General features: G+C 61.3%; 20 protein-coding genes. 8 read left to right on the top strand and 12 right to left on the bottom strand.

Annotated features, from left to right (window positions below):
- Nucleotides 1-134 precede the first annotated feature (134 nt).
- Together ACMDB8_RS19515 and ACMDB8_RS19510 are read left to right on the top strand one after the other, a co-directional pair.
- Nucleotides 135-1,535, top strand: coding sequence for an aspartate aminotransferase family protein (locus tag ACMDB8_RS19515; RefSeq protein WP_409079365.1), 1,401 nt, complete (start codon nucleotides 135-137; stop codon nucleotides 1,533-1,535).
- An 81-nt stretch (nucleotides 1,536-1,616) separates the two neighbouring features.
- Nucleotides 1,617-1,844 (top strand): MbtH family protein, encoded by a 228-nt coding sequence (locus ACMDB8_RS19510; RefSeq protein WP_056727052.1) that lies wholly within the window; start codon nucleotides 1,617-1,619, stop codon nucleotides 1,842-1,844.
- A 185-nt stretch (nucleotides 1,845-2,029) separates the two neighbouring features.
- On the opposite strand, the gene ACMDB8_RS19505 is transcribed toward ACMDB8_RS19510, so the two are convergent.
- The 9 genes from ACMDB8_RS19505 to ACMDB8_RS19465 all read right to left on the bottom strand — a co-directional run bounded on the left by ACMDB8_RS19505 (nucleotide 2,030) and on the right by ACMDB8_RS19465 (nucleotide 9,019).
- Nucleotides 2,030-2,932 carry a metal ABC transporter substrate-binding protein gene (locus tag ACMDB8_RS19505; RefSeq protein WP_223541674.1) on the bottom strand — a complete coding sequence of 301 codons (903 nt, stop codon included), beginning with the start codon at nucleotides 2,930-2,932 and terminating at the stop codon, nucleotides 2,030-2,032.
- A complete protein-coding gene (locus ACMDB8_RS19500) occupies nucleotides 2,933-3,832 on the bottom strand; it encodes a metal ABC transporter permease (RefSeq protein ID WP_056727050.1) in 900 nt (299 codons plus the stop codon).
- Nucleotides 3,832-4,677, bottom strand: a complete 846-nt coding sequence (locus ACMDB8_RS19495; RefSeq protein ID WP_056727049.1) for a metal ABC transporter ATP-binding protein — start codon at nucleotides 4,675-4,677, stop codon at nucleotides 3,832-3,834. Before ACMDB8_RS19495 ends, ACMDB8_RS19500 begins: the two co-directional genes overlap by 1 nt.
- Complete coding sequence (locus ACMDB8_RS19490; RefSeq protein WP_223541673.1) at nucleotides 4,674-5,600, bottom strand: metal ABC transporter substrate-binding protein; 927 nt, start codon at nucleotides 5,598-5,600, stop codon at nucleotides 4,674-4,676. The genes ACMDB8_RS19495 and ACMDB8_RS19490 overlap by 4 nt, the downstream gene beginning before the upstream one ends.
- A 35-nt stretch (nucleotides 5,601-5,635) precedes the next feature.
- The gene (locus ACMDB8_RS19485; RefSeq protein ID WP_409079364.1) at nucleotides 5,636-6,208 is read right to left on the bottom strand and encodes a DUF6162 family protein; all 573 of its coding nucleotides are present in this window, start codon (nucleotides 6,206-6,208) and stop codon (nucleotides 5,636-5,638) included.
- Nucleotides 6,205-6,534: a hypothetical protein gene (locus ACMDB8_RS19480; RefSeq protein WP_056727046.1), complete on the bottom strand. Its 330-nt coding sequence runs from the start codon at nucleotides 6,532-6,534 to the stop codon at nucleotides 6,205-6,207. Before ACMDB8_RS19480 ends, ACMDB8_RS19485 begins: the two co-directional genes overlap by 4 nt.
- Nucleotides 6,531-7,073 (bottom strand): thiamine pyrophosphate-binding protein, encoded by a 543-nt coding sequence (locus ACMDB8_RS19475; protein ID WP_223541671.1) that lies wholly within the window; start codon nucleotides 7,071-7,073, stop codon nucleotides 6,531-6,533. The genes ACMDB8_RS19480 and ACMDB8_RS19475 overlap by 4 nt, the downstream gene beginning before the upstream one ends.
- Nucleotides 7,070-8,272: a PepSY-associated TM helix domain-containing protein gene (locus ACMDB8_RS19470; protein WP_223541670.1), complete on the bottom strand. Its 1,203-nt coding sequence runs from the start codon at nucleotides 8,270-8,272 to the stop codon at nucleotides 7,070-7,072. The genes ACMDB8_RS19475 and ACMDB8_RS19470 overlap by 4 nt, the downstream gene beginning before the upstream one ends.
- A 288-nt stretch (nucleotides 8,273-8,560) precedes the next feature.
- Nucleotides 8,561-9,019 (bottom strand): VOC family protein, encoded by a 459-nt coding sequence (locus ACMDB8_RS19465; RefSeq protein WP_056727043.1) that lies wholly within the window; start codon nucleotides 9,017-9,019, stop codon nucleotides 8,561-8,563.
- Between the two features lie 291 nt (nucleotides 9,020-9,310).
- Here ACMDB8_RS19465 and ACMDB8_RS19460 point away from each other — a divergent pair, with 291 nt between their 5' ends.
- The 4 genes from ACMDB8_RS19460 to ACMDB8_RS19445 all read left to right on the top strand — a co-directional run bounded on the left by ACMDB8_RS19460 (nucleotide 9,311) and on the right by ACMDB8_RS19445 (nucleotide 13,534).
- The gene (locus ACMDB8_RS19460; protein ID WP_056727042.1) at nucleotides 9,311-9,580 is read left to right on the top strand and encodes a hypothetical protein; all 270 of its coding nucleotides are present in this window, start codon (nucleotides 9,311-9,313) and stop codon (nucleotides 9,578-9,580) included.
- A 101-nt stretch (nucleotides 9,581-9,681) separates the two neighbouring features.
- Nucleotides 9,682-10,296 (top strand): LysE family translocator, encoded by a 615-nt coding sequence (locus ACMDB8_RS19455; protein ID WP_007993943.1) that lies wholly within the window; start codon nucleotides 9,682-9,684, stop codon nucleotides 10,294-10,296.
- Nucleotides 10,297-10,502: 206 nt separating this feature from the next.
- Nucleotides 10,503-11,660, top strand: a complete 1,158-nt coding sequence (locus ACMDB8_RS19450) for a cysteine desulfurase family protein (RefSeq protein WP_409079363.1) — start codon at nucleotides 10,503-10,505, stop codon at nucleotides 11,658-11,660.
- Nucleotides 11,661-11,725: 65 nt separating this feature from the next.
- Nucleotides 11,726-13,534 carry an aminopeptidase P family protein gene (locus tag ACMDB8_RS19445; protein WP_409079362.1) on the top strand — a complete coding sequence of 603 codons (1,809 nt, stop codon included), beginning with the start codon at nucleotides 11,726-11,728 and terminating at the stop codon, nucleotides 13,532-13,534.
- Between the two features lie 17 nt (nucleotides 13,535-13,551).
- Here the strand turns inward: ACMDB8_RS19445 and ACMDB8_RS19440 are convergent, their stop codons facing one another.
- Nucleotides 13,552-14,472, bottom strand: a complete 921-nt coding sequence (locus ACMDB8_RS19440; protein WP_223541666.1) for a LysR family transcriptional regulator — start codon at nucleotides 14,470-14,472, stop codon at nucleotides 13,552-13,554.
- Nucleotides 14,473-14,576: 104 nt separating this feature from the next.
- Here ACMDB8_RS19440 and ACMDB8_RS19435 point away from each other — a divergent pair, with 104 nt between their 5' ends.
- A complete protein-coding gene (locus tag ACMDB8_RS19435; protein WP_056727433.1) occupies nucleotides 14,577-15,575 on the top strand; it encodes a zinc-dependent alcohol dehydrogenase family protein in 999 nt (332 codons plus the stop codon).
- Here the strand turns inward: ACMDB8_RS19435 and ACMDB8_RS19430 are convergent.
- Nucleotides 15,572-16,162, bottom strand: coding sequence for a 2-hydroxychromene-2-carboxylate isomerase (locus ACMDB8_RS19430; RefSeq protein ID WP_056727038.1), 591 nt, complete (start codon nucleotides 16,160-16,162; stop codon nucleotides 15,572-15,574). The two genes, ACMDB8_RS19435 and ACMDB8_RS19430, sit on opposite strands and share 4 nt — an antisense overlap.
- Nucleotides 16,163-16,198: 36 nt before the next feature.
- A complete protein-coding gene (locus ACMDB8_RS19425) occupies nucleotides 16,199-16,927 on the bottom strand; it encodes an SDR family oxidoreductase (RefSeq protein ID WP_056727037.1) in 729 nt (242 codons plus the stop codon).
- 93 nt (nucleotides 16,928-17,020) lie between these two features.
- On the opposite strand from ACMDB8_RS19425, the gene ACMDB8_RS19420 reads away from it, so the two are divergent.
- On the top strand, nucleotides 17,021-17,581 hold the full coding sequence (locus ACMDB8_RS19420; protein ID WP_056727036.1) for a TetR/AcrR family transcriptional regulator: 561 nt from the start codon (nucleotides 17,021-17,023) through the stop codon (nucleotides 17,579-17,581).
- The last annotated feature ends 9 nt before the right edge of the window (nucleotides 17,582-17,590 follow it).

Genomic DNA, 17,590 nt, shown 5'->3' with positions numbered 1-17,590 from the left:
GAAAGTCTAAATCCCCGCCTCGCTGATGCGTTTCCAAAGCAGGAAAACCTGACAAGTGCGCCCCGTGACCGGAGCGCGCACCTGCCCGGTGTGCAGTTTTGGTCACTATCCACAGCGTATTGAGGGGTCGAGAGATGTCAGTCGCTACCAGCCTTATCGAAGAGCAGCCGGCGACGTCCGCCGAGACGCTTTATCAATTCAACGAATCGCCGCTGCTGGCCCGTCAGAGCCGGCAGGAATCCAACGCCCGCAGCTATCCACGACGCATCCCCTTGGCACTCAAGCGCGCCAAGGGCATCTACGTCGAGGATGTCGAAGGCCGAACCTTCATCGATTGCCTGGCCGGAGCCGGAACCCTGGCCCTGGGGCACAACCACCCGGTGGTGATCGAAGCCATCCAGCAAGTGCTGAGCGATGAACTGCCGCTGCATACCCTCGACCTGACCACGCCGGTCAAGGACCGGTTCGTCCAGGACTTGTTCGGCTTGCTGCCACCAGCCCTGGCCGCTGAAGCGAAGATCCAGTTCTGCGGCCCGACCGGTACCGACGCCGTGGAAGCGGCACTGAAACTGGTGCGTACCGCCACTGGGCGCAGCACCGTGCTGTCGTTCCAGGGTGGTTACCACGGCATGAGTCAGGGCGCGTTGAGTCTGATGGGCAGCCTGGGGCCGAAAAAGCCTCTGGGCGCCTTGCTCGGCAGTGGCGTGCAGTTCATGCCGTACCCTTACGATTACCGCTGCCCGTTCGGGCTTGGCGGCGTGCAAGGGGTCAAGGCCAACCTGAGTTACCTGGAAAACCTGCTCAACGATCCCGAGGCTGGCGTGCAATTGCCGGCGGCAGTGATCGTGGAAGTGGTGCAGGGCGAGGGCGGGGTGATCCCGGCGGATCTGGACTGGCTGCGCGGTCTGCGGCGGATCACCGAACAGGCGGGTGTCGCGCTGATCGTCGATGAAATCCAGAGTGGCTTCGCCCGCACCGGCAAGATGTTCGCCTTCGAGCACGCCGGGATCATTCCCGATGTCGTGGTGCTGTCCAAGGCCATCGGCGGCAGCCTGCCGCTGGCGGTGGTGGTCTATCGCGACTGGCTCGACACCTGGCTGCCGGGCGCCCATGCCGGGACATTCCGAGGTAACCAGATGGCCATGGCCGCCGGCTCCGCGGTGATGCGTTATCTGGTCGATCACAAGGTCTGCGAGCATGCCGCCGCGATGGGCGAGCGCCTGGCCGAGCACCTGCGCATCCTGCAGCGGGACTTCCCGCAACTGGGTGACATTCGCGGGCGTGGCTTGATGCTTGGCGTCGAACTGGTCGACCCGACGGGCGCTCTGGATGCCCAAGGCCATCCGCCGGCCTTCGCCCGCCTGGCACCCCTGGTGCAGCGCGAATGCCTCAAGCGTGGCTTGATCCTGGAACTCGGTGGCCGCCATGGCGCGGTGGTGCGCTTCCTGCCGCCGCTGGTGATTACTGCTGCGCAGATCGATCGCGTGGCCGAAATCTTCGGTCGGGCCCTGGTCGCCGCCACTGCCAATCCCTAAATTTCCCGCCCGGCGGAACGTTCTTTCTACATAACGGCTGCGCACACGGCGCAGCCCGCCCGAAAACGATGGAGAGACAGCATGACGTCAGTATTCGACCGTGAGGACATCCTCTTTCAGGTCGTGGTCAACCACGAAGAGCAATACTCGATCTGGCCCGACTACAAAGCCGTGCCACAAGGCTGGCGCACAGTAGGCAAAGGCGGGCTGAAAAAGGAATGCCTGGCTTACATTGAAGAGACCTGGACCGACATGCGTCCGTTGAGCCTGCGGCAGAAAATGGACGAGCAGGCGGCTGTGGCGCACTGAACCGTCATGCAAAAAGAAGCCCGCTGGACTGGTGACAGTCAGCGGGCTTTTTCAGGTCTGGAGTCTTGTGTCGCCTATCAGGCCGCTATCGCGAGCAAGCTCGCTCCCACAGTGATCTGCGGCATGGCACAAATCCTGTGGGAGCGAGCTTGCTCGCGATGAACGATAACGCGGTCGTACTGACCTTAAACGCCGCTCAAACCCTTGATCAGCAAATCCACATTCCCCTCAAGCTCCGCCACCGGATCCTCGGCATCGGTGCTCAACACCACCAACCGGCTACCCGACCCGGCAATCACCGCTTTGAGTGCATCCGACGGCTGCCGGTGATGCAGCACCACCGCCACGTCATTGTCCTTGAGCGTCGTGGCCAATTGCGTGAGCGCTTCGGGTGTCCACTCGGCATCGGCGCGTGCGTCCTGGCCGATCAATTCCAGATTGAGACTGCCGATCAGGTAGCTGAAGTGATCGCTGAGGCTCATCACACTCAAGTTGTCCGCATTGGCCAGCCGCGCTTCGCTGTCGGCACTGAGCTTGAGCAAACGCTGCTTGAGCGCTGCCAGGTTGGCGTCGATTTTCGGCTTGGCCTCGGGAGCCAGGCGTACCAGGTCCGCCGCCATCACATCGGCCATGCGTCCCATGTTATTGCTGGAGAACCACGGCTGACTGTTCAGCCCGTCGACCTTGTTGTCGGGCTGTACGGCTATGCCGGGCAGGGCGCCGTCCACCGGGCGGGCGGCGTCGACTTCGACGATGCGGATATTGCTGCGCCGGGAGACCGGGTACAGCGGGTCATCCGGCCACAGTGAACGCAGGCCGATCACCGCATCGGCATCGTCCGCCAGCCTGGCCAGTGCCGGGGCGCCACGGCCGGTGAAGTAGGCGGTCTGGCGGCTGCCGGGCAGGTTGGCCGGGGCCGCGCGTTCGAGGCTGACATCGGTGCCCTTGAGCAAGGCTTCGCCCAGGCCATAGGTAATCGGCAAGGAGGCCAGCACGCGCAGCGGTTTACCGTTGTCGGCGGCGCTGGTCGTTGTCGCCAGTCCACACAGGGCGACGGCGAGGGTCAGTTGGCGCAGTGAAAAAGTCATTTATCCAAGGTTCCCTTTCAGGCTGGGGACGACGCCGCGCGCGAGGGCGGCCAGGGCGAAGGCGATACCGGCCACGAGGATGATCGCGGCACCGGAAGGGATCGGCAGGTCAAAGACAATCGGCGCGAGAATCCCGCACAGCGTGCTGACCGTGGCGATCAGCACCGAACACCAGAAAAAGCCCTTCAGCGATTGGCTGAGCAGGCGTGCCGCGGCGGCCGGAATCACCAGCAGGGCGCCCACCAGAATCGCGCCGATGACCTTCACGGCGGCGACGGTGATCAGCGTCACCAGAATCACGAACAGATAATCCAGGGTTTTCACCGCCACCCCGCGTACCGCCGCCAGCTGCGGATTGAAACTGGCGAGCATGATGCGGTTGTACAACGGCAAGGCCAGAGCCATGACCAGCGAACCGACGATGGCCAGCACCAGCAGGTCATTGCCGTTGACCGTCAGCACCGAACCGAACAGTACGTTTTCCAGAATGTGCACGTTGATCTTGCCCGCCAGAATCAGCAGCAGGCTCGCGCCCAGGGCGAGCGACACCGAGAGAAACACACCGATCAAGGTGTCTGGCGCCAGGCCGGTGCGGTTGCGCAGGTAATTGAGCAGGATGCCGAACAGCAGGCAGTAGCCGAACAGGCTGCCGTAAGGCCCGGTGTAGGGTTCGCCGAGCAGGATGCCAATGGCCACGCCAGTGAGCGCAGCATGACCGACCGCCTCGGAGAAAAACGCGAAGCGCTTGACCACCACCAGCGTGCCCAGGCCTCCCAGCACCGGGCCGATCAGCAGCCCAGCGATCAAGGCGTTGACCACGAACCCATAGGCCAGCGCCTCGGGCAGATAACCCGACGACGCCCAGCCCTGGACCATCAGGCGAAAAGCTTCGTAACTCATCAGGCAAGGCTCCGTGGGTGGGTCGAGAACAGGGTCAACAGACGCTCTGGTGTCAGCGCCTGTTGCGGCGTGGCGTCGAACAGCACCCGGCGATTGAGCCCGGTGACGTGATCGGCCAGGCGCCCGACCGCTTCCAGGTCGTGCTCGATCCACAGCACGGTGATGCCCGCCGCTCGCCAGTCGCCGAGCAAACGTTCGAACACCCGGATGCCGGCCTCATCGAGGGCCGACATGGGTTCGTCGAGCACCAGCAATTGCGGAGGCGGAATCAGCCCCTGGGCCAGCAACACCCGTTGCCGTTCGCCGCCGGACAGCGCGCCCATGCGGCGCTTGCGTTTGTCCTGCATGCCGACCCGCTCCAGCGCCTCGCCAATCGCCGCCGCGTAGTGTTTGCTCAAGCCGAGAAAGGCCGGGCGACGCTGGCACATGGCGGCCATGAAATCGTCGACGGTCATCGGCAAGCCCCGGTCGAACTCCAGCGCCTGTGGCACATAGCCGATGGTCCCTGGTTCAGCGGGCCATTGCAGGCTCAAGCGGCCCTGGTGGGGCATCTGCCCGAGCAGGGTCTTGATCAGCGAACTCTTGCCGCCGCCGTTGGGGCCTACCAGTGCGTGCACGCTGCCGGGGCGGACCTTGAAGGTCACCTGGTCGAGGATCGTCGTGCGGCCAAGGGTCAGGCAGACGTCAGCAAAATCCACGGTCGGTCCGAGAACCTGTGGGAGCGAGCTTGCTCGCGATTGCGGTGTGTCATTCAATGATGATGTTGCATGGCCGGACGCCTTCGCGAGCAGGCTCGCTCCTACCGGAGATTCTGCATCGGCCAGAATGGTTTCTTTCGATGTCATTGGCCGGACTCCTGAATCGCCCGCACCACGGTGTCGAGGTTGCCGGTCATTTCCTTTTCGTACTTGTCGGCGCTGTATTCACCGTAGGAGATGTGCGACAGCGGATACAGCTTCACCCCGGATTCACGCTGGATGGTGTCGACGTAAGTGGAAGGGAAGTCCATCTCCGAGAAGATCACCTTTACGTCCAGCTCACGCAGTTGATCGATGGTTTTTTTCAGCTGGCTCGGGCTTGGCTCGATACCGTGGGCCGGCTCGACCACAGCTGTCACTTCGAGGCCGAACTCACGCAGCAGGTAGTCGTAGGCCGCGTGCACCGTGGCCACCCGCAGTTCGGCGCTCGGTGCCTGGGTCAGTTTGGCCAGGGCGTCGGCGCGCATCTTGCGCAAGCGCTTGCCGTAGGCGCGGGCATTTTCGGTATAGGTCTTGGCATTGACCGGATCGAGCTTGCCCAGCTCCCGGGCGATGTTGTTGACCTGGGCAATCGAGGCGCTGATCGACAGGAAGGTGTGCGGGTTCACCACTTTGCCGGCACCGCGAGCGGCCACGCCGGTGGCGGCCAGCAGCGGTACGTTTTCGTTGGCTTCGATCACCGGGACCTTTGGGGTTTCGCTGGCGGCGATCATGCGGTCGGCGAAATCGTCATGACCTACGCCGTTGAGCACGATCACGTCCAGCCCGCTGATGCGCTTGATGTCTTCGGCGCGGGGCTCGTAGGCATGCGGGTTGAAACCGGCCGGAATCAGCGGCACCACTTCGGCCTTGTCGCCGACGATGTTCGCCACGTAGCTGTAGTAGGGATGCAGGGTGATGCCGATGCGCAGACGCTTGGCTTCATCAGCGCTGGCCAGTGAGGGCAGCAGGCAGGCGAGCAAGCCGACCAGCAGCAGGCGTAAAAAACAACGGTGAGATGAATTGGGCATGGGAAAGCGGTCTTCTCTCGGAAAAAGGCGAGGGTTCAGTGCTGGTGCTGGCGGGTCACGCCGGCATCGAATTGCGCGACGATTTGCTGCCAGCCAGCGCTTTCGAGCGCGGCGTCGCTTAGGTCGGCTGGTGCCGTGAGCTTGCTGGCGCGGTTGAGCCAGATGTCCGGTGCATCATTGGCTGCGGCCAGGCGCATCAGGAATGAGCCGGCGACCGTCGGCGCCTGGCTCTGGCCGAAATAGGCCTTGGCGTCGAGCAATTGCCAGGCATGGCCGCCCCGACTGACGGCGCTGGCGTCCCGGGCAAACGGGGCAAACCCTTCCTCGGCCAGCACTTCGGGTGTCGGCAACGTTTGCTGCTCCTGGCGCAGCAGCTGGATCTCGTCCAGCGTCACCCGCAGATCGGCGTAGATACCTTGCTCGGATGGACTGAGGTCACGGCGCGCATCCAGTTGATGGCTGCTGACACTGCTTACCTCATGGGATTCGCCGCGCCAGAGCACCACCGAGCCGGCCACCGCCAGGATCATCAGGCACAGCAACAGAACGTAGAGGGTTTCGTGACCGGCCCCGGCCGGGCGCACGACTTGGGTCGTTGGAGTGCTCATGGTGCCTCGATGTCCGCTTGGTCGATTTCCACGACGTGACCGGGGCCGGCATCGAACAGCACATAGAATTCGGCGCCGGGCTTCTTGAAGGTCAGGGTCGAATCAGGCCCGAGCTTGCCCGGCACCAGAATGGTTTCGTCGTAGCCGATCACATCGAGGGTCACACCCGGAGCACCGCTGCCGTCGGAAAAACCGCCGGTGCACTTGATCTGCTCCGCGTCGATGGCCTTGCACTCGCACATCGGGTTGTGGGCCAGGGCGCTGGCGCTGAAGCCGGCGCAGAGCACCAGCAACATGGCGTTGAGCGGGCGAAGAGGGTTGATCATGGTTTGCCTCCTTGTTTGTTCAACCAGGCGATGGTGGCGGGGGAGGCCTGGCTCAAAGGAATGGATGCCTGATGCATGGCGCCGTCCCAGCCTTCCATGGTGATCCACAGTTCGGCGTCGGCCCTGGTCTTTTCCGGGACGAGCAGCGAAGCGCCCATGCGGTAGGGCGTGCCGAAGAAAATCACCCCGGCGGCGCGCAGGCTGCGGGGCTTGCCGATGCGCAGGTAAGTGGCCTTGACCTGGTCGATACAGGCCTCGCACAGTGCTGCGTTGAAACCCTTCATGTAGCCGGCGGGGCCTTCGAGCATCGGGGCTGAATTGCGCAATTCAGCCAGGCGCAAGCTCCAGGGGCCGATCCGGACTTCGCCGACTTCCCGTTCGCCAAGGCCGCTGTCGCCGCGCATCAATGCCTCGTCGGCGAAGTACTTGGGCATGAAGCCGAGTGGAATCAGCAACAACAGGACGTTCAGGTGAAAGCGCCATTTGTGCCAGAACAGGCTCAGGCGCGAAGGTTGCGGGGCTGCAATGTCTTTGCTCACAGTTCGACCTCCGACACTTCGTGGTTCGTGGCCGGTTGCGCCGCGGTGTCGCGTTGTTTTTTGTTGCTGCGTTTGAAGGCATTGGCCGTGGCCAGCGCCGTGCGCCTGGTCCAGATCAGCAGACCGCTGAGCACCATCATGCTCAGCAGCAGGCCGAAGAATGCCCAGATCAGCTTGATCCACAGTCCGCCGAAGTCGCCGGTGTGCAGCGGGCGCATGGACTCGGTGACGAACTCCAGGGCCGAGCGGTCCGAAATCAGGCGCGAGGCGGCGATTTCGCCGTTGTACGGGTTGATCGTGGCGGTCTGGAACATCAACGGATACCAACCGCGCCCACCGACATCCAAGTGGCTGTAGGCATTGCCCGGCAGGCTGACGAAACTGGCCTCCAGTCCGGAAATTTTCTGTGTGGCGATTTCAACCGCACGGTCAAGGTCGATACGCGGCGGGGGCGAGCCATCGGCTGACAGCGGCACCGCTTCGCGGGACATCGCCGGGATGATCTTTTCCGTGGAAATGGAAATCTGGTTATCGAACAGCAATGCCTGGATCAGGAACCAGGTGCCGGTGACGGAAATCACCGCGATGAACCAGATCGACCAGATGCCGCTCAAGCGATGAAAGTCGCCCCAGAAAATTCGCGCGCCATGACGAATGCGCAGGGTCGGACGGAAGAAGCCTTTCCAGAAGCGTTTGTAAACCACCAGTCCCGTGACCAGCGAAGCCAGCAACGGCAGGCCAAGAAACGACACCAGGTACCAGCCCCAACTGTAGCCATTGGTAAAAGGCACCAGCCACCAGCCGTGCAGCGCCCGGGTGAAGGCGCGGAAGTTGAACTGCGGCGCGACACCCTGGATCACGCCGCTGTACGGATTGACATAAATCACCACCGAGCGCCCGTCGGGGTAGCTGACTTCGACATCCAGGGCGAAGTGCGACTCGTCGGGGCGGCTGATGCTCTGCACTACGGTCTGCGGTTCGGCCTTGTTGATGGCCTCGATGACCTGCTGGTAGCTGAGCAGCGGAGCATCGTCCGAGGGTTGGCTGGCGCGCATTGGCGGGTTGGCCAGCCAGACGATCTCCTGGCTGATGACGGCCAGGGTGCCGGTTACACAGACGATCAGCACGAAAAACCAGATCGGCAATGCCAGCCAGCTATGGACCAGGAACCAGATCTTTGAACGGGACTTCTTTGACATGTTGGAGGTCTTGGCTGGATGAGAGGCGGCTCGGCTGCGGGCTTCGCAGGGATGAGCGCCCTGAAGGTCCAGTCGTGGCTTTTGCCTACGCGAAAGGACTGCATCTATGTAGGACGGATGAGCAGGGGAAATCCCGAAAGGGGAAATGAAAGAAAATGTTTCTCATTGCCGACGGCTGTGGGCGGGCTTGCTTGCGCAAGTGATCAGCAAGTCGGCGGTGCTGCTGAAGGCGGGGCCCTTGTGGGAGCGAGCCTGCTCGCGAAGAGGCCCGCTCCATCACCAGGGATTTCAACCCTGGGCGAACATCTCCTTGGCCCGTTGCTCGATCTGCTCCTGGGTCAGGTCTTCCTTGTGCGTGGCCAGGAACCACAGGTGCCCGTAGGGATCCTTCAAGGTCCCTGAACGGTCGCCGTAAAACTGATCCTTGACCTCCGATACAACGGTTGCACCGGCATCGATCGCCTGTTTGTAGGACTTGTCGACATCTGTCACATACAAATGCAGACCCACGGACGGCGAATTGTCCGGGTTGCTCAGCGGCCCCTGATCGCACGGTGTGCCCAACATGATCGGGCAATCGCCGATGCGCAGTTCCGCGTGGCCGACACCGCCATCGGGCGTGTCCAGGCGCATGATTTCAATGGCGCCGAAGGCTTTTTTGTAGAAAGCGATGGCTTCGGCGGCTTTGTTGATGCCCAGATAGGGGGTGACGCTGTGATACCCCTCTGGAATGGGTTTGACGCTCATGATGGATCTCCCTGTTGTTGTTTTGTGAATGGAAAGTACCTGTGCCGTTGTACGACCGAATAAATATAGGCCAGCCTCTTTCGCACCCACCGAGTGCCCGACGAGCAGCAGCGCCACACAATTGCCATCAAGTCGGCTCCAACCAGTGCGCGCCCGGCCCGCGTTCTCCCGGCACATCGACAATGATCGCCATTTCTTGATAGCCACTATTGAAAGCGTTGATTTCTGCTGTCCGGGAGGCGCGGGTAGCCTGTGTTCATTGCTTCGAACCCAGTCGCCAGGACGCCAGAAATGAAACCGATGATTGCTGCTTTGCTGATGCTCGCCGTCTCCGTACTCGCCGGATGTGCCAGCCATGTTTCCCCTGAGCTTCGGCCTTACACGGCTGAAGAAAGCAAGGAACTTGCCCTGGAGGCGCTGAACCGCCGTGGGTTGTCCTTCGACGAATACCACGCGAAAAAAGCCGAACTGCTCGGCCAGCCGCAAAAGTCGTTCAACTTCGACAACCAGGGTGAAATGAACGCCGGGCGGTCTGTACAGCTTCACGGTCGTCCAAGCTGAGGCGAAACTGTACTGCTTCAAGTTTTGCGTAACTGTCCATGGGTTTCGCCGAGGGTGTGCGATAGGGTCAACACCTGACCGACCCTGACGGACTGCCACCCATGACGCTCTCTCTCGACCTGCTGCTGGGCTTCGCCCTGTTTGCCCTCGTCACCTCGATCACGCCCGGCCCGAACAACACCATGTTGCTGGCATCGGGGGTGAACTTCGGCTTTAACCGCACCATTCCGCACATGCTCGGCATCACCTGTGGCTTCTTTGTACTGGTGGTGGCGGTCGGTTTTGGCCTAGGCGCGGTGTTCCAGACTTACCCTTTGCTCTACACCGTTCTGCGTTATGTGGGGGCGGCGTATTTGCTGTATCTGGCGTGGAAAATCGCCCATTCCGGGCCCATGTCGGAGAGTCAGCAGGGCGAGGCGAAACCGATCAGCTATTTGGGCGCCGCCGCCTTCCAGTGGGTCAATCCCAAGGCCTGGATCATGGCCATTGGCGCTATCAGCACCTACACACCGATGCAGGGTTATTTCACGAATGTGATCGTGATCGCGGCCGTCTTTGCGATCATCAACCTGCCGAGTGTCGGTGTCTGGGCCGCGTGCGGCACGCTGTTGCGCAATGTTCTGAAGGATCGTCGCTGGTTGCGCCTGTTCAATTGGGGCATGGCCGCGCTGCTCGTGGGTTCGCTGTATCCGCTGTTGCTTGAAAGCTTTAGCTGACGCATTGCTTCAACCGGTTGCCCGATGCCTGTTAAGCTGACTTTTCAGGAGCGTTCCTACGCACTATTAAATGAAGTAATTCTTCTTTAACGGCATCCGATCAGGTATTGGTAGCGTTCTGAAAACAGCGCGCAGCTCACAAGGCTGCGCTTTGCCGTTTGCAGTCACGAGCTTCCTGATCCCGGAACACGCTCTGCGAGTCTTTTATGAATAAACGTCCGTTGTATTTCGATTACGCCGCCACCACGCCGGTGGATGAGCGGGTCATCAAGGTGATGGTCGAGTGTCTGGGTTTTACCGGCAATTTCGGCAACCCGGCCTCCAGCTCCCACGTCTTCGGCCAGCAGGCCCGGCAATCGGTCGAACAGGCGCGACGCCAGGTCGCCGAACTGGTCGGCGCGACGCCCGGGCAGATCGTCTGGACCTCCGGCGCCACCGAATCCAACAATCTCGCGCTCAAAGGCGTGACCCAGGCCCGCGGCACTGGCGGCGGCCATATCATCACCAGCCAGATCGAACACAAGGCCATTCTCGATACCGCCCGGCAACTGCAGGAGGCCGGAGTCGCGGTGACCTACCTGGTGCCGGACGCCGAGGGCCTGATCACGGCGCAAGCGGTCAGCGAAGCCATGCGCGAGGACACCTTCCTGGTGTCGCTGATGCTGGTCAACAACGAACTGGGCACCCTGAACGACATTCCCGCCATCGGTCAGGTCGTGCGTGATCGCGGGGCGTTGTTCCATGTCGACGCCGCACAGGGCGCGGGCAAAGTGGCGATCGATCTCGCGCAGTGGCCGGTGGACCTGATGTCGTTTTCCGCGCACAAGCTCTACGGCCCCAAGGGCATCGGCGCGTTGTACGTCGGTCCGCGTGCACAACAGCGTTTGCAGGCGCAGATCCATGGCGGCGGGCATGAGGGCGGTTTACGCTCCGGCACGCTGGCGACCCATCAGATCGTGGCCATGGGCGCGGCCTTTGCACTGGCAGCGGCTGCGTTCGATGAAGAGAAAGCTACCATCGTGCGCTTGCGTGAACGCTTGCTCGAGCAATTGCGGAGCATTCCCGGCATACGTCTCAACGGCAGCCCGACCCGGCGTATTCCCCATACCTTGAGCCTGACCTTCGACGAGGGCGAGTTCAACCCGGCGGCGTTGCTGGCCTCGATCGCGTTTTCCGCGACCTCGGCCTGCAATTCCGCGAGCAATACCCCATCCCATGTACTGCTGGCCCTGGGGCACGATGCCCGCTCCGCCAGTCGCACCATCCGCTTGAGCCTCGGGCGTTTCACCACCGAGCAGGACATCGACCAGGCGGTTCAACTGATCAAGGCAGCCTGCGTCAGTGCTCCGGCTTTCTGGCAATAGGGCAACGAAGCGCCGACGTTGATCGGCACTCAACAATAATGATGACGTGGTTAGCAGGAGACACGATGAATACGCAGCTTTCGATCAATGGATCGGTGCCCCAGCGCCTGGCGCAAACCCGCGAACTGATGAGCCGGGAGGGCATTCACGCCTTGCTGGTGCCGTCGGCCGACCCGCACTTGTCCGAATACTTGCCGGGTTACTGGCAGGGGCGCCAGTGGTTGTCGGGTTTCCATGGTTCGGTCGGCACCCTGATCGTGACCCCGGACTTTGCCGGCGTCTGGGCCGACAGCCGTTATTGGGAGCAGGCGACCAAGGAACTCAAGGGCAGCGGCATTGAACTGGTCAAGCTGCAACCGGGTCAGCCCGGGCCACTGGAGTGGCTGGCCGAGCAAACCCCCGAGGGGGGCGTTGTCGCGGTCGATGGCGCGGTCATGGCGGTGGCATCGGCACGGACCCTGGGCACCAGGCTTGAAGAGCGCGGCGCTCGCCTGCGCACCGACATCGACCTGCTGAGCGGCGTCTGGACCGACCGTCCAGGGCTGCCGGACGAACCGATCTATCAGCACTTGCCTCCACAGGCGACCGTCAGCCGTGGCGAAAAACTTGCCAAACTGCGTGAAACCCTTCAGGCGCGGGGTGCCGACTGGCATTTCATCGCCACCCTCGATGACATCGCCTGGCTGTTTAACCTGCGCGGTGGCGACGTGTCGTTCAACCCGGTGTTTGTTTCTTTCGCCTTGATCAATCAGCAACAGGCCACGCTGTTTGTCGCCTTGAGCAAAGTCAGCGCCGAGCTGCGTGCCATCCTCGAACAGGACGGTGTGACCTTGCGCGATTACAGCGAAGTCGCTGCTGCACTGCGTGCCGTGCCGAGCGGCGCGAGCTTGCAGGTCGACCCGGCGCGGGTCACTGCGGGGTTGCTGGATAACCTCGACAGTGGGGTGAAGCTGATCGAAGGCCTGAACCCGACTACCCTGGCCAAATCGCAAAAGAGCCTGGCCGATGCCGAACACATCCGTCAGGCCATGGAGCAGGACGGCGCAGCGCTGTGCGAATTCTTCGCCTGGCTGGACTCGGCGCTGGGACGCGAGCGCATTACCGAACTGACTATTGATGAAAAACTCACCGCCGCCCGTGAGCGCCGTCCGGATTATGTGTCGCTGAGTTTCAACACCATTGCCGCGTTCAACGCCAATGGCGCGATGCCGCACTACCATGCCACCGAAGAAGAACACGCGGTGATCGAAGGGGACGGCCTGTTGCTGATCGACTCCGGCGGCCAGTACCTGGGCGGTACCACCGACATCACGCGCATGGTTGCGGTGGGCACGCCGACCGATGAGCAAAAGCGCGATTGCACCCGTGTGCTCAAGGGCGTGATTGCATTGTCCCGCGCGCAGTTCCCGAAAGGCATCCTGTCACCGCTGCTCGATGCCATCGCCCGTGCGCCCATCTGGGCGGAAAGTGTCGACTACGGTCACGGCACCGGTCATGGCGTCGGTTACTTCCTGAACGTCCACGAAGGTCCGCAAGTCATCGCTTATCAGGCCGCACCTGCACCGCAAACCGCGATGCAACCCGGCATGATCACGTCCATTGAGCCGGGCACCTATCGTCCGGGTCGTTGGGGTGTGCGGATCGAAAACCTGGCGATGAACCGTGAGGCAGGCAAAAGCGAATTCGGCGAGTTCCTCAAGTTCGAAACCCTGACCCAGTGCCCGATCGATACGCGCTGCCTGGAAATCTCTCTGCTGTCGGACGAGGAAAAGCAGTGGTTCAACGCCTACCACACCGAAGTGCGCGAGCGCCTGAGTCCGTTGGTCGAAGGTGCTGCACTTGAGTGGCTGAACACTCGTACTGCGGCTATCTGATCGGTTTGCTGCTATAGCTATTTGTTTATGTGCAGCTCAGGCGCTTTATCCAGCGCCTGAGCCATATAGTCGACAAAGGCTTTGACCCTTGCGGATTGGCGACGATTCGCCGGGGATACGGCATAAATTGGCAGCGACAACGTACTGTAGTCCTGCAAAATCGCGCTCACCCGGCCGGCGCTCAGGTCTTCGCTGAATAGCCATATCGGTGACAGTGCAATCCCCAATCCCCCCAGCACCATTTCGCGGATCGCCTCGGAATTGTTGCTCTGCGCATTGCCCTTGATCCGCACTTCGTGGCGTTGGGTGTCTTTTGTGTACAGCCACAGGTTTTGACTGCTCAACAGGTTGAACATCAGGCAGTTGTGCCTGCCCAGTTCCTCCGGTGTTTGCGGTTGACCATTTTGCCTGAGGTAGTCAGGTGATGCGACGGTGACACGGTGGGTATTGCCGACAAGGCGAGCAATCAGGCCACTGTCGTTCAGGGCTCCGATCCTGAACGTCACGTCCAGCCCTTCGCTGACCAGATCCTGGTTTTGATCGCTCAGTTGCAGGTCGATCTGTACGTCAGGGTAGTGTTTGAGAAAGTCCGGCAAGCGCGGGGCGATCTGCAAGCGTCCGAAACTGACCGACGAGCCGATTTTCAACGGTCCGGCGGCCCTTTCCCGACCGGATTGAAAGCTATGTTCCGCCGCGTCCACGGCGGCGAGGATGAGTCTGCATTCGTTGTAGTACCGCTGACCTTCGTCCGTCAGGGACAACTTGCGGGTACTGCGGGTAATCAGCTTTCCGCCCAATCGGGCTTCCAGTGCTTGCAACACTTTGCTGATGGTCGGCTGGCTGGTCTGCAACTCCCGGGCAACGGCGGAAAAACTGCCCCGTTCGACCACCCGCACGAAAATCGCCATTGCATTGAGTTTGTCCACGGGATCGCTCATTGATGCCGTAATGGAATGATCACTATAGCGGCATGGCGTCTTATCGGCATGAATTGAGCAAGACAAAATCAGTCCTGCATTCACTACTGATGGGACATGGCGAAATGACTGACTTACTGAATATGCGCGCTCTGATGGTTGACTCGGCCAATGCGCCGTTACGTCTGGTTTCCATTGCACGGCCCGTGCCGCAGGCGGGGCAGGTACTGGTCAGGATCAGGGCCAGCGGTGTCAATCCGCTGGACGGCAAAATCCGCTCCGGGCAGGCGACCCATGCGGCTCAACCATTGCCGGCGATAGTGGGGATGGATCTGGCCGGAACCGTAGCGGCGTTGGGGGAGGGCGTCAGCGGCTGGCTGCCGGGAGATGACGTGTATGCGATGGCCACTGGTATTGGCGGTATTCAAGGTTCATTGGCCGAGTACGCGGTGGTCGACGCGCGACTGTTGGCTCGCAAACCACACAACTTGAGCATGCGTGAGGCTGCCGGTTTGCCGCTGGTGCTGATCACCGCTTGGGAAGGTCTGGTCGACCGGGCTCGCGTTCGGCCCGGGCAAAAGGTATTGATCCATGGTGGCGCCGGTGGTGTTGGCCATGTCGCGGTGCAAATCGCCCGCGCTTTTGGCGCAGAAGTTTTTGCTACGGGCTCTGCCGGGCAGCAGTCGATTATCGAAGGGTTCGGCGCGACGTTTATCGATTACCGCAAGTCTTCGGTTGAAGACTATATGGCTGAGCATACGGCCGGTGAGGGCTTCGACATTGTTTATGACACAGTGGGGGGTGAAACGCTGGATGCGTCATTCAAGGCGGCACGGATGTATCACGGCCATGTGCTCAGTTGCCTGGGGTGGGGTCAGCACAGCCTGGCACCGCTTTCCTTTCGGGGAGCGACATACTCCGGTGTCTTCACTTTGCTGCCGCTCCTGACCGGCAAGGGGCGTGAGCATCACGGCGAGATTCTGCACGAGGCGGCGCGGTTGATTGAGGCGGGCAAGCTCGCGCCGTTGCTTGACCCGCACTCGTTCACGCTGGAATCCGCAGAAGCCGCCCATGTACTGCTCTTGTCAGGAGAGGCAAAGGGGCGGTTGGTGGTCGAGATTTAAATCAGGGCTTCGAGCACGAAGTCCAGTCGATCCTGGCCGAAATACAGCTGGTCATCGACAAACATGCTTGGTACGCCGAATACGCCGCGCTGCACCGCTTTCTCGGTGTTGTCCTTGAGCGTTGCCTTGACTGTTTCGTCGGCGGTCAGTGCCAGCACCTCGTTGGGATCGAAACCGTTGTCGCTCAGCACCGCCGCTACGGTGGCCGGGTCATTGAGGTTGCGGCCGTCGACCCACAGGGCGTTGAACAGGCAGTCAATGAAGGCGACAAAACGCTCGGGGTGGTGCAACTGAATGCCGGTCACGGCACGCATCAGCATCAGGGTGTTGATCGGGAAATGCGGATTGAACTTCAGTGGTACGCCGTAGCGCCGGGCATAACGGTCGAGGTCCTGAATCATGTGGCGGCCCTTGGCGGGAATGGTCGCCGGGGAGGCGTTGCCGGTGGCCTTGAACACGCCGCCGAGCAGGATCGGGATGTAGATCAGTTGGCTGTCGGTTTGCTCACAGATTGTCGGTAGCTGGGTATAGGCCAGGTAAGTGGTGGGGCTGCCCAGGTCAAAAAGGAATTCCACGGTTTTGCTCATGTTCGATGCGCTCTGCTTATTGTTGTGGGGGAGGGCTTACCAGCGTTCGCTCCAGGGGCGCAGGTCCAGTTCGAAAGTCCAGGCGTCGCGGGGCTGGCTGTGCAGGTACCAGTAATTCTCGGCGATGTGTTCGGGGTCGAGAATGCCGTCCTGATCCTTGGTCGCGTATTTCTCGGGGAAGCTGTCGCGGATGAAGTCGGTATCGATGGCGCCGTCGACGACGACATGGGCAACGTGAATGTTCATCGGGCCGAGCTCTCGGGCCATGCTTTGCGCCAGTGCTCGAATGCCGTGCTTGGCGCCGGCAAATGCGGCGAACCCGGCTGCTCCACGCAGGCCTGCAGTGGCACCGGTGAACAGGATCGTGCCTCGCTGGCGCTTGGCCATGCGTTTGGCCACTTCACGGGCATTGAGAAAACCGGAAAAACAGGCCATTTCCCAGATCTTGAAATACTTGCGGGCGGTTTCTTCGAGAATGCTGCACGGTACATTGGCGCCGATGTTGAAGACAAATGCCTCGATGGGACCGATCTCGCTTTCGATCTGCTCGACCAGTGCTACCACATCATCTTCCTTGCGGGCATCGCAGGCGAAACCGTGGGCCTCGCCACCGTCGGCCTTGATGGCATTCACCAGTGGCTGGAGCTTGTCCGCACTGCGGCGGGTGACGCAGGCGACAAAACCCTCCTGGGCAAAACGCTTGGCAATGGCGCCACCCGTGGAATCACCTGCACCGACGACCAGTACGACCTTCTTGTTATTCATGGGTAGATCCCTTTTGGTAAACGATCGTTAACTAAACGAACGTTATGCTATGATTCGACAGACGTCAAGGCGAGCAATTTAGGGAGAAGGGAAATGCGTTATTCGGCCAGTCACAAGCTGGAAACCAGGCAAAGGCTGCTGGAAAGCAGTGCGGTATCGGCCAAGAAGTCTGGATTTTCAACGGTCGGCGTGGACGGCCTGATGAAAGCGATTGGCTTGAGTGGCGGCGCCTTCTATAGCCATTTCTCGTCGAAAGACGAGTTGTTCGCCAGCATCGTCGAGCGTGAGTTGGGGCAAAGCCTGACGCGACTGGGGGAGGGACAGGACCGTGACAAGCTTGAGCGTTGTTTGAAACAGTACCTGAGTATGTCTCACGTCGAGAATCCGGAGACCGGTTGTGCATTGCCGGCATTGGGGGCGGAAATTGCCCGATCCGGCCTGATGGTCCGTCAACAGGCCGAGCACTGGATTTGTCGGCTTCAGGAACGTTGGGCGGGTGTTCTGCAAAGCGACAGCCTGGCGTGGGCGATTCTGTCGCAATGTATTGGCGCGCTGGTGGTAGCGCGCATGCTGGCTAGCCCTGATATCCAGCGCACTGTGCTGAAGTCCAGCTACGAGGAAATCGGCCGTCAGATCGCAAGTCCGAGAACCTGACGCGACGGC

The sequence above is a fragment of the Pseudomonas monachiensis genome (assembly GCF_047345015.1).
GTDB classification, from domain to species: Bacteria; Pseudomonadota; Gammaproteobacteria; order Pseudomonadales; family Pseudomonadaceae; genus Aquipseudomonas; species Aquipseudomonas monachiensis.
The sequence above is the reverse complement of the archived record's forward strand: the minus strand, read 5'-3'. Positions and strand labels throughout refer to the sequence as shown.

Excerpts from the sequence above, each read along its gene's own strand:
- ACMDB8_RS19515 (WP_409079365.1), top strand. The coding sequence starts at position 135 with ATGTCAGTCGCTACCAGCCTTATCGAAGAGCAGCCGGCGACGTCCGCC.
- ACMDB8_RS19510 (WP_056727052.1), top strand. The coding sequence starts at position 1,617 with ATGACGTCAGTATTCGACCGTGAGGACATCCTCTTTCAGGTCGTGGTC.
- ACMDB8_RS19505 (WP_223541674.1), bottom strand. The coding sequence starts at position 2,932 with ATGACTTTTTCACTGCGCCAACTGACCCTCGCCGTCGCCCTGTGTGGA.
- ACMDB8_RS19500 (WP_056727050.1), bottom strand. The coding sequence starts at position 3,832 with ATGAGTTACGAAGCTTTTCGCCTGATGGTCCAGGGCTGGGCGTCGTCG.
- ACMDB8_RS19495 (WP_056727049.1), bottom strand. The coding sequence starts at position 4,677 with ATGACATCGAAAGAAACCATTCTGGCCGATGCAGAATCTCCGGTAGGA.
- ACMDB8_RS19490 (WP_223541673.1), bottom strand. The coding sequence starts at position 5,600 with ATGCCCAATTCATCTCACCGTTGTTTTTTACGCCTGCTGCTGGTCGGC.
- ACMDB8_RS19485 (WP_409079364.1), bottom strand. The coding sequence starts at position 6,208 with ATGAGCACTCCAACGACCCAAGTCGTGCGCCCGGCCGGGGCCGGTCAC.
- ACMDB8_RS19480 (WP_056727046.1), bottom strand. The coding sequence starts at position 6,534 with ATGATCAACCCTCTTCGCCCGCTCAACGCCATGTTGCTGGTGCTCTGC.
- ACMDB8_RS19470 (WP_223541670.1), bottom strand. The coding sequence starts at position 8,272 with ATGTCAAAGAAGTCCCGTTCAAAGATCTGGTTCCTGGTCCATAGCTGG.
- ACMDB8_RS19465 (WP_056727043.1), bottom strand. The coding sequence starts at position 9,019 with ATGAGCGTCAAACCCATTCCAGAGGGGTATCACAGCGTCACCCCCTAT.
- ACMDB8_RS19460 (WP_056727042.1), top strand. The coding sequence starts at position 9,311 with ATGAAACCGATGATTGCTGCTTTGCTGATGCTCGCCGTCTCCGTACTC.
- ACMDB8_RS19455 (WP_007993943.1), top strand. The coding sequence starts at position 9,682 with ATGACGCTCTCTCTCGACCTGCTGCTGGGCTTCGCCCTGTTTGCCCTC.
- ACMDB8_RS19450 (WP_409079363.1), top strand. The coding sequence starts at position 10,503 with ATGAATAAACGTCCGTTGTATTTCGATTACGCCGCCACCACGCCGGTG.
- ACMDB8_RS19445 (WP_409079362.1), top strand. The coding sequence starts at position 11,726 with ATGAATACGCAGCTTTCGATCAATGGATCGGTGCCCCAGCGCCTGGCG.
- ACMDB8_RS19440 (WP_223541666.1), bottom strand. The coding sequence starts at position 14,472 with ATGAGCGATCCCGTGGACAAACTCAATGCAATGGCGATTTTCGTGCGG.
- ACMDB8_RS19435 (WP_056727433.1), top strand. The coding sequence starts at position 14,577 with ATGACTGACTTACTGAATATGCGCGCTCTGATGGTTGACTCGGCCAAT.
- ACMDB8_RS19430 (WP_056727038.1), bottom strand. The coding sequence starts at position 16,162 with ATGAGCAAAACCGTGGAATTCCTTTTTGACCTGGGCAGCCCCACCACT.
- ACMDB8_RS19425 (WP_056727037.1), bottom strand. The coding sequence starts at position 16,927 with ATGAATAACAAGAAGGTCGTACTGGTCGTCGGTGCAGGTGATTCCACG.
- ACMDB8_RS19420 (WP_056727036.1), top strand. The coding sequence starts at position 17,021 with ATGCGTTATTCGGCCAGTCACAAGCTGGAAACCAGGCAAAGGCTGCTG.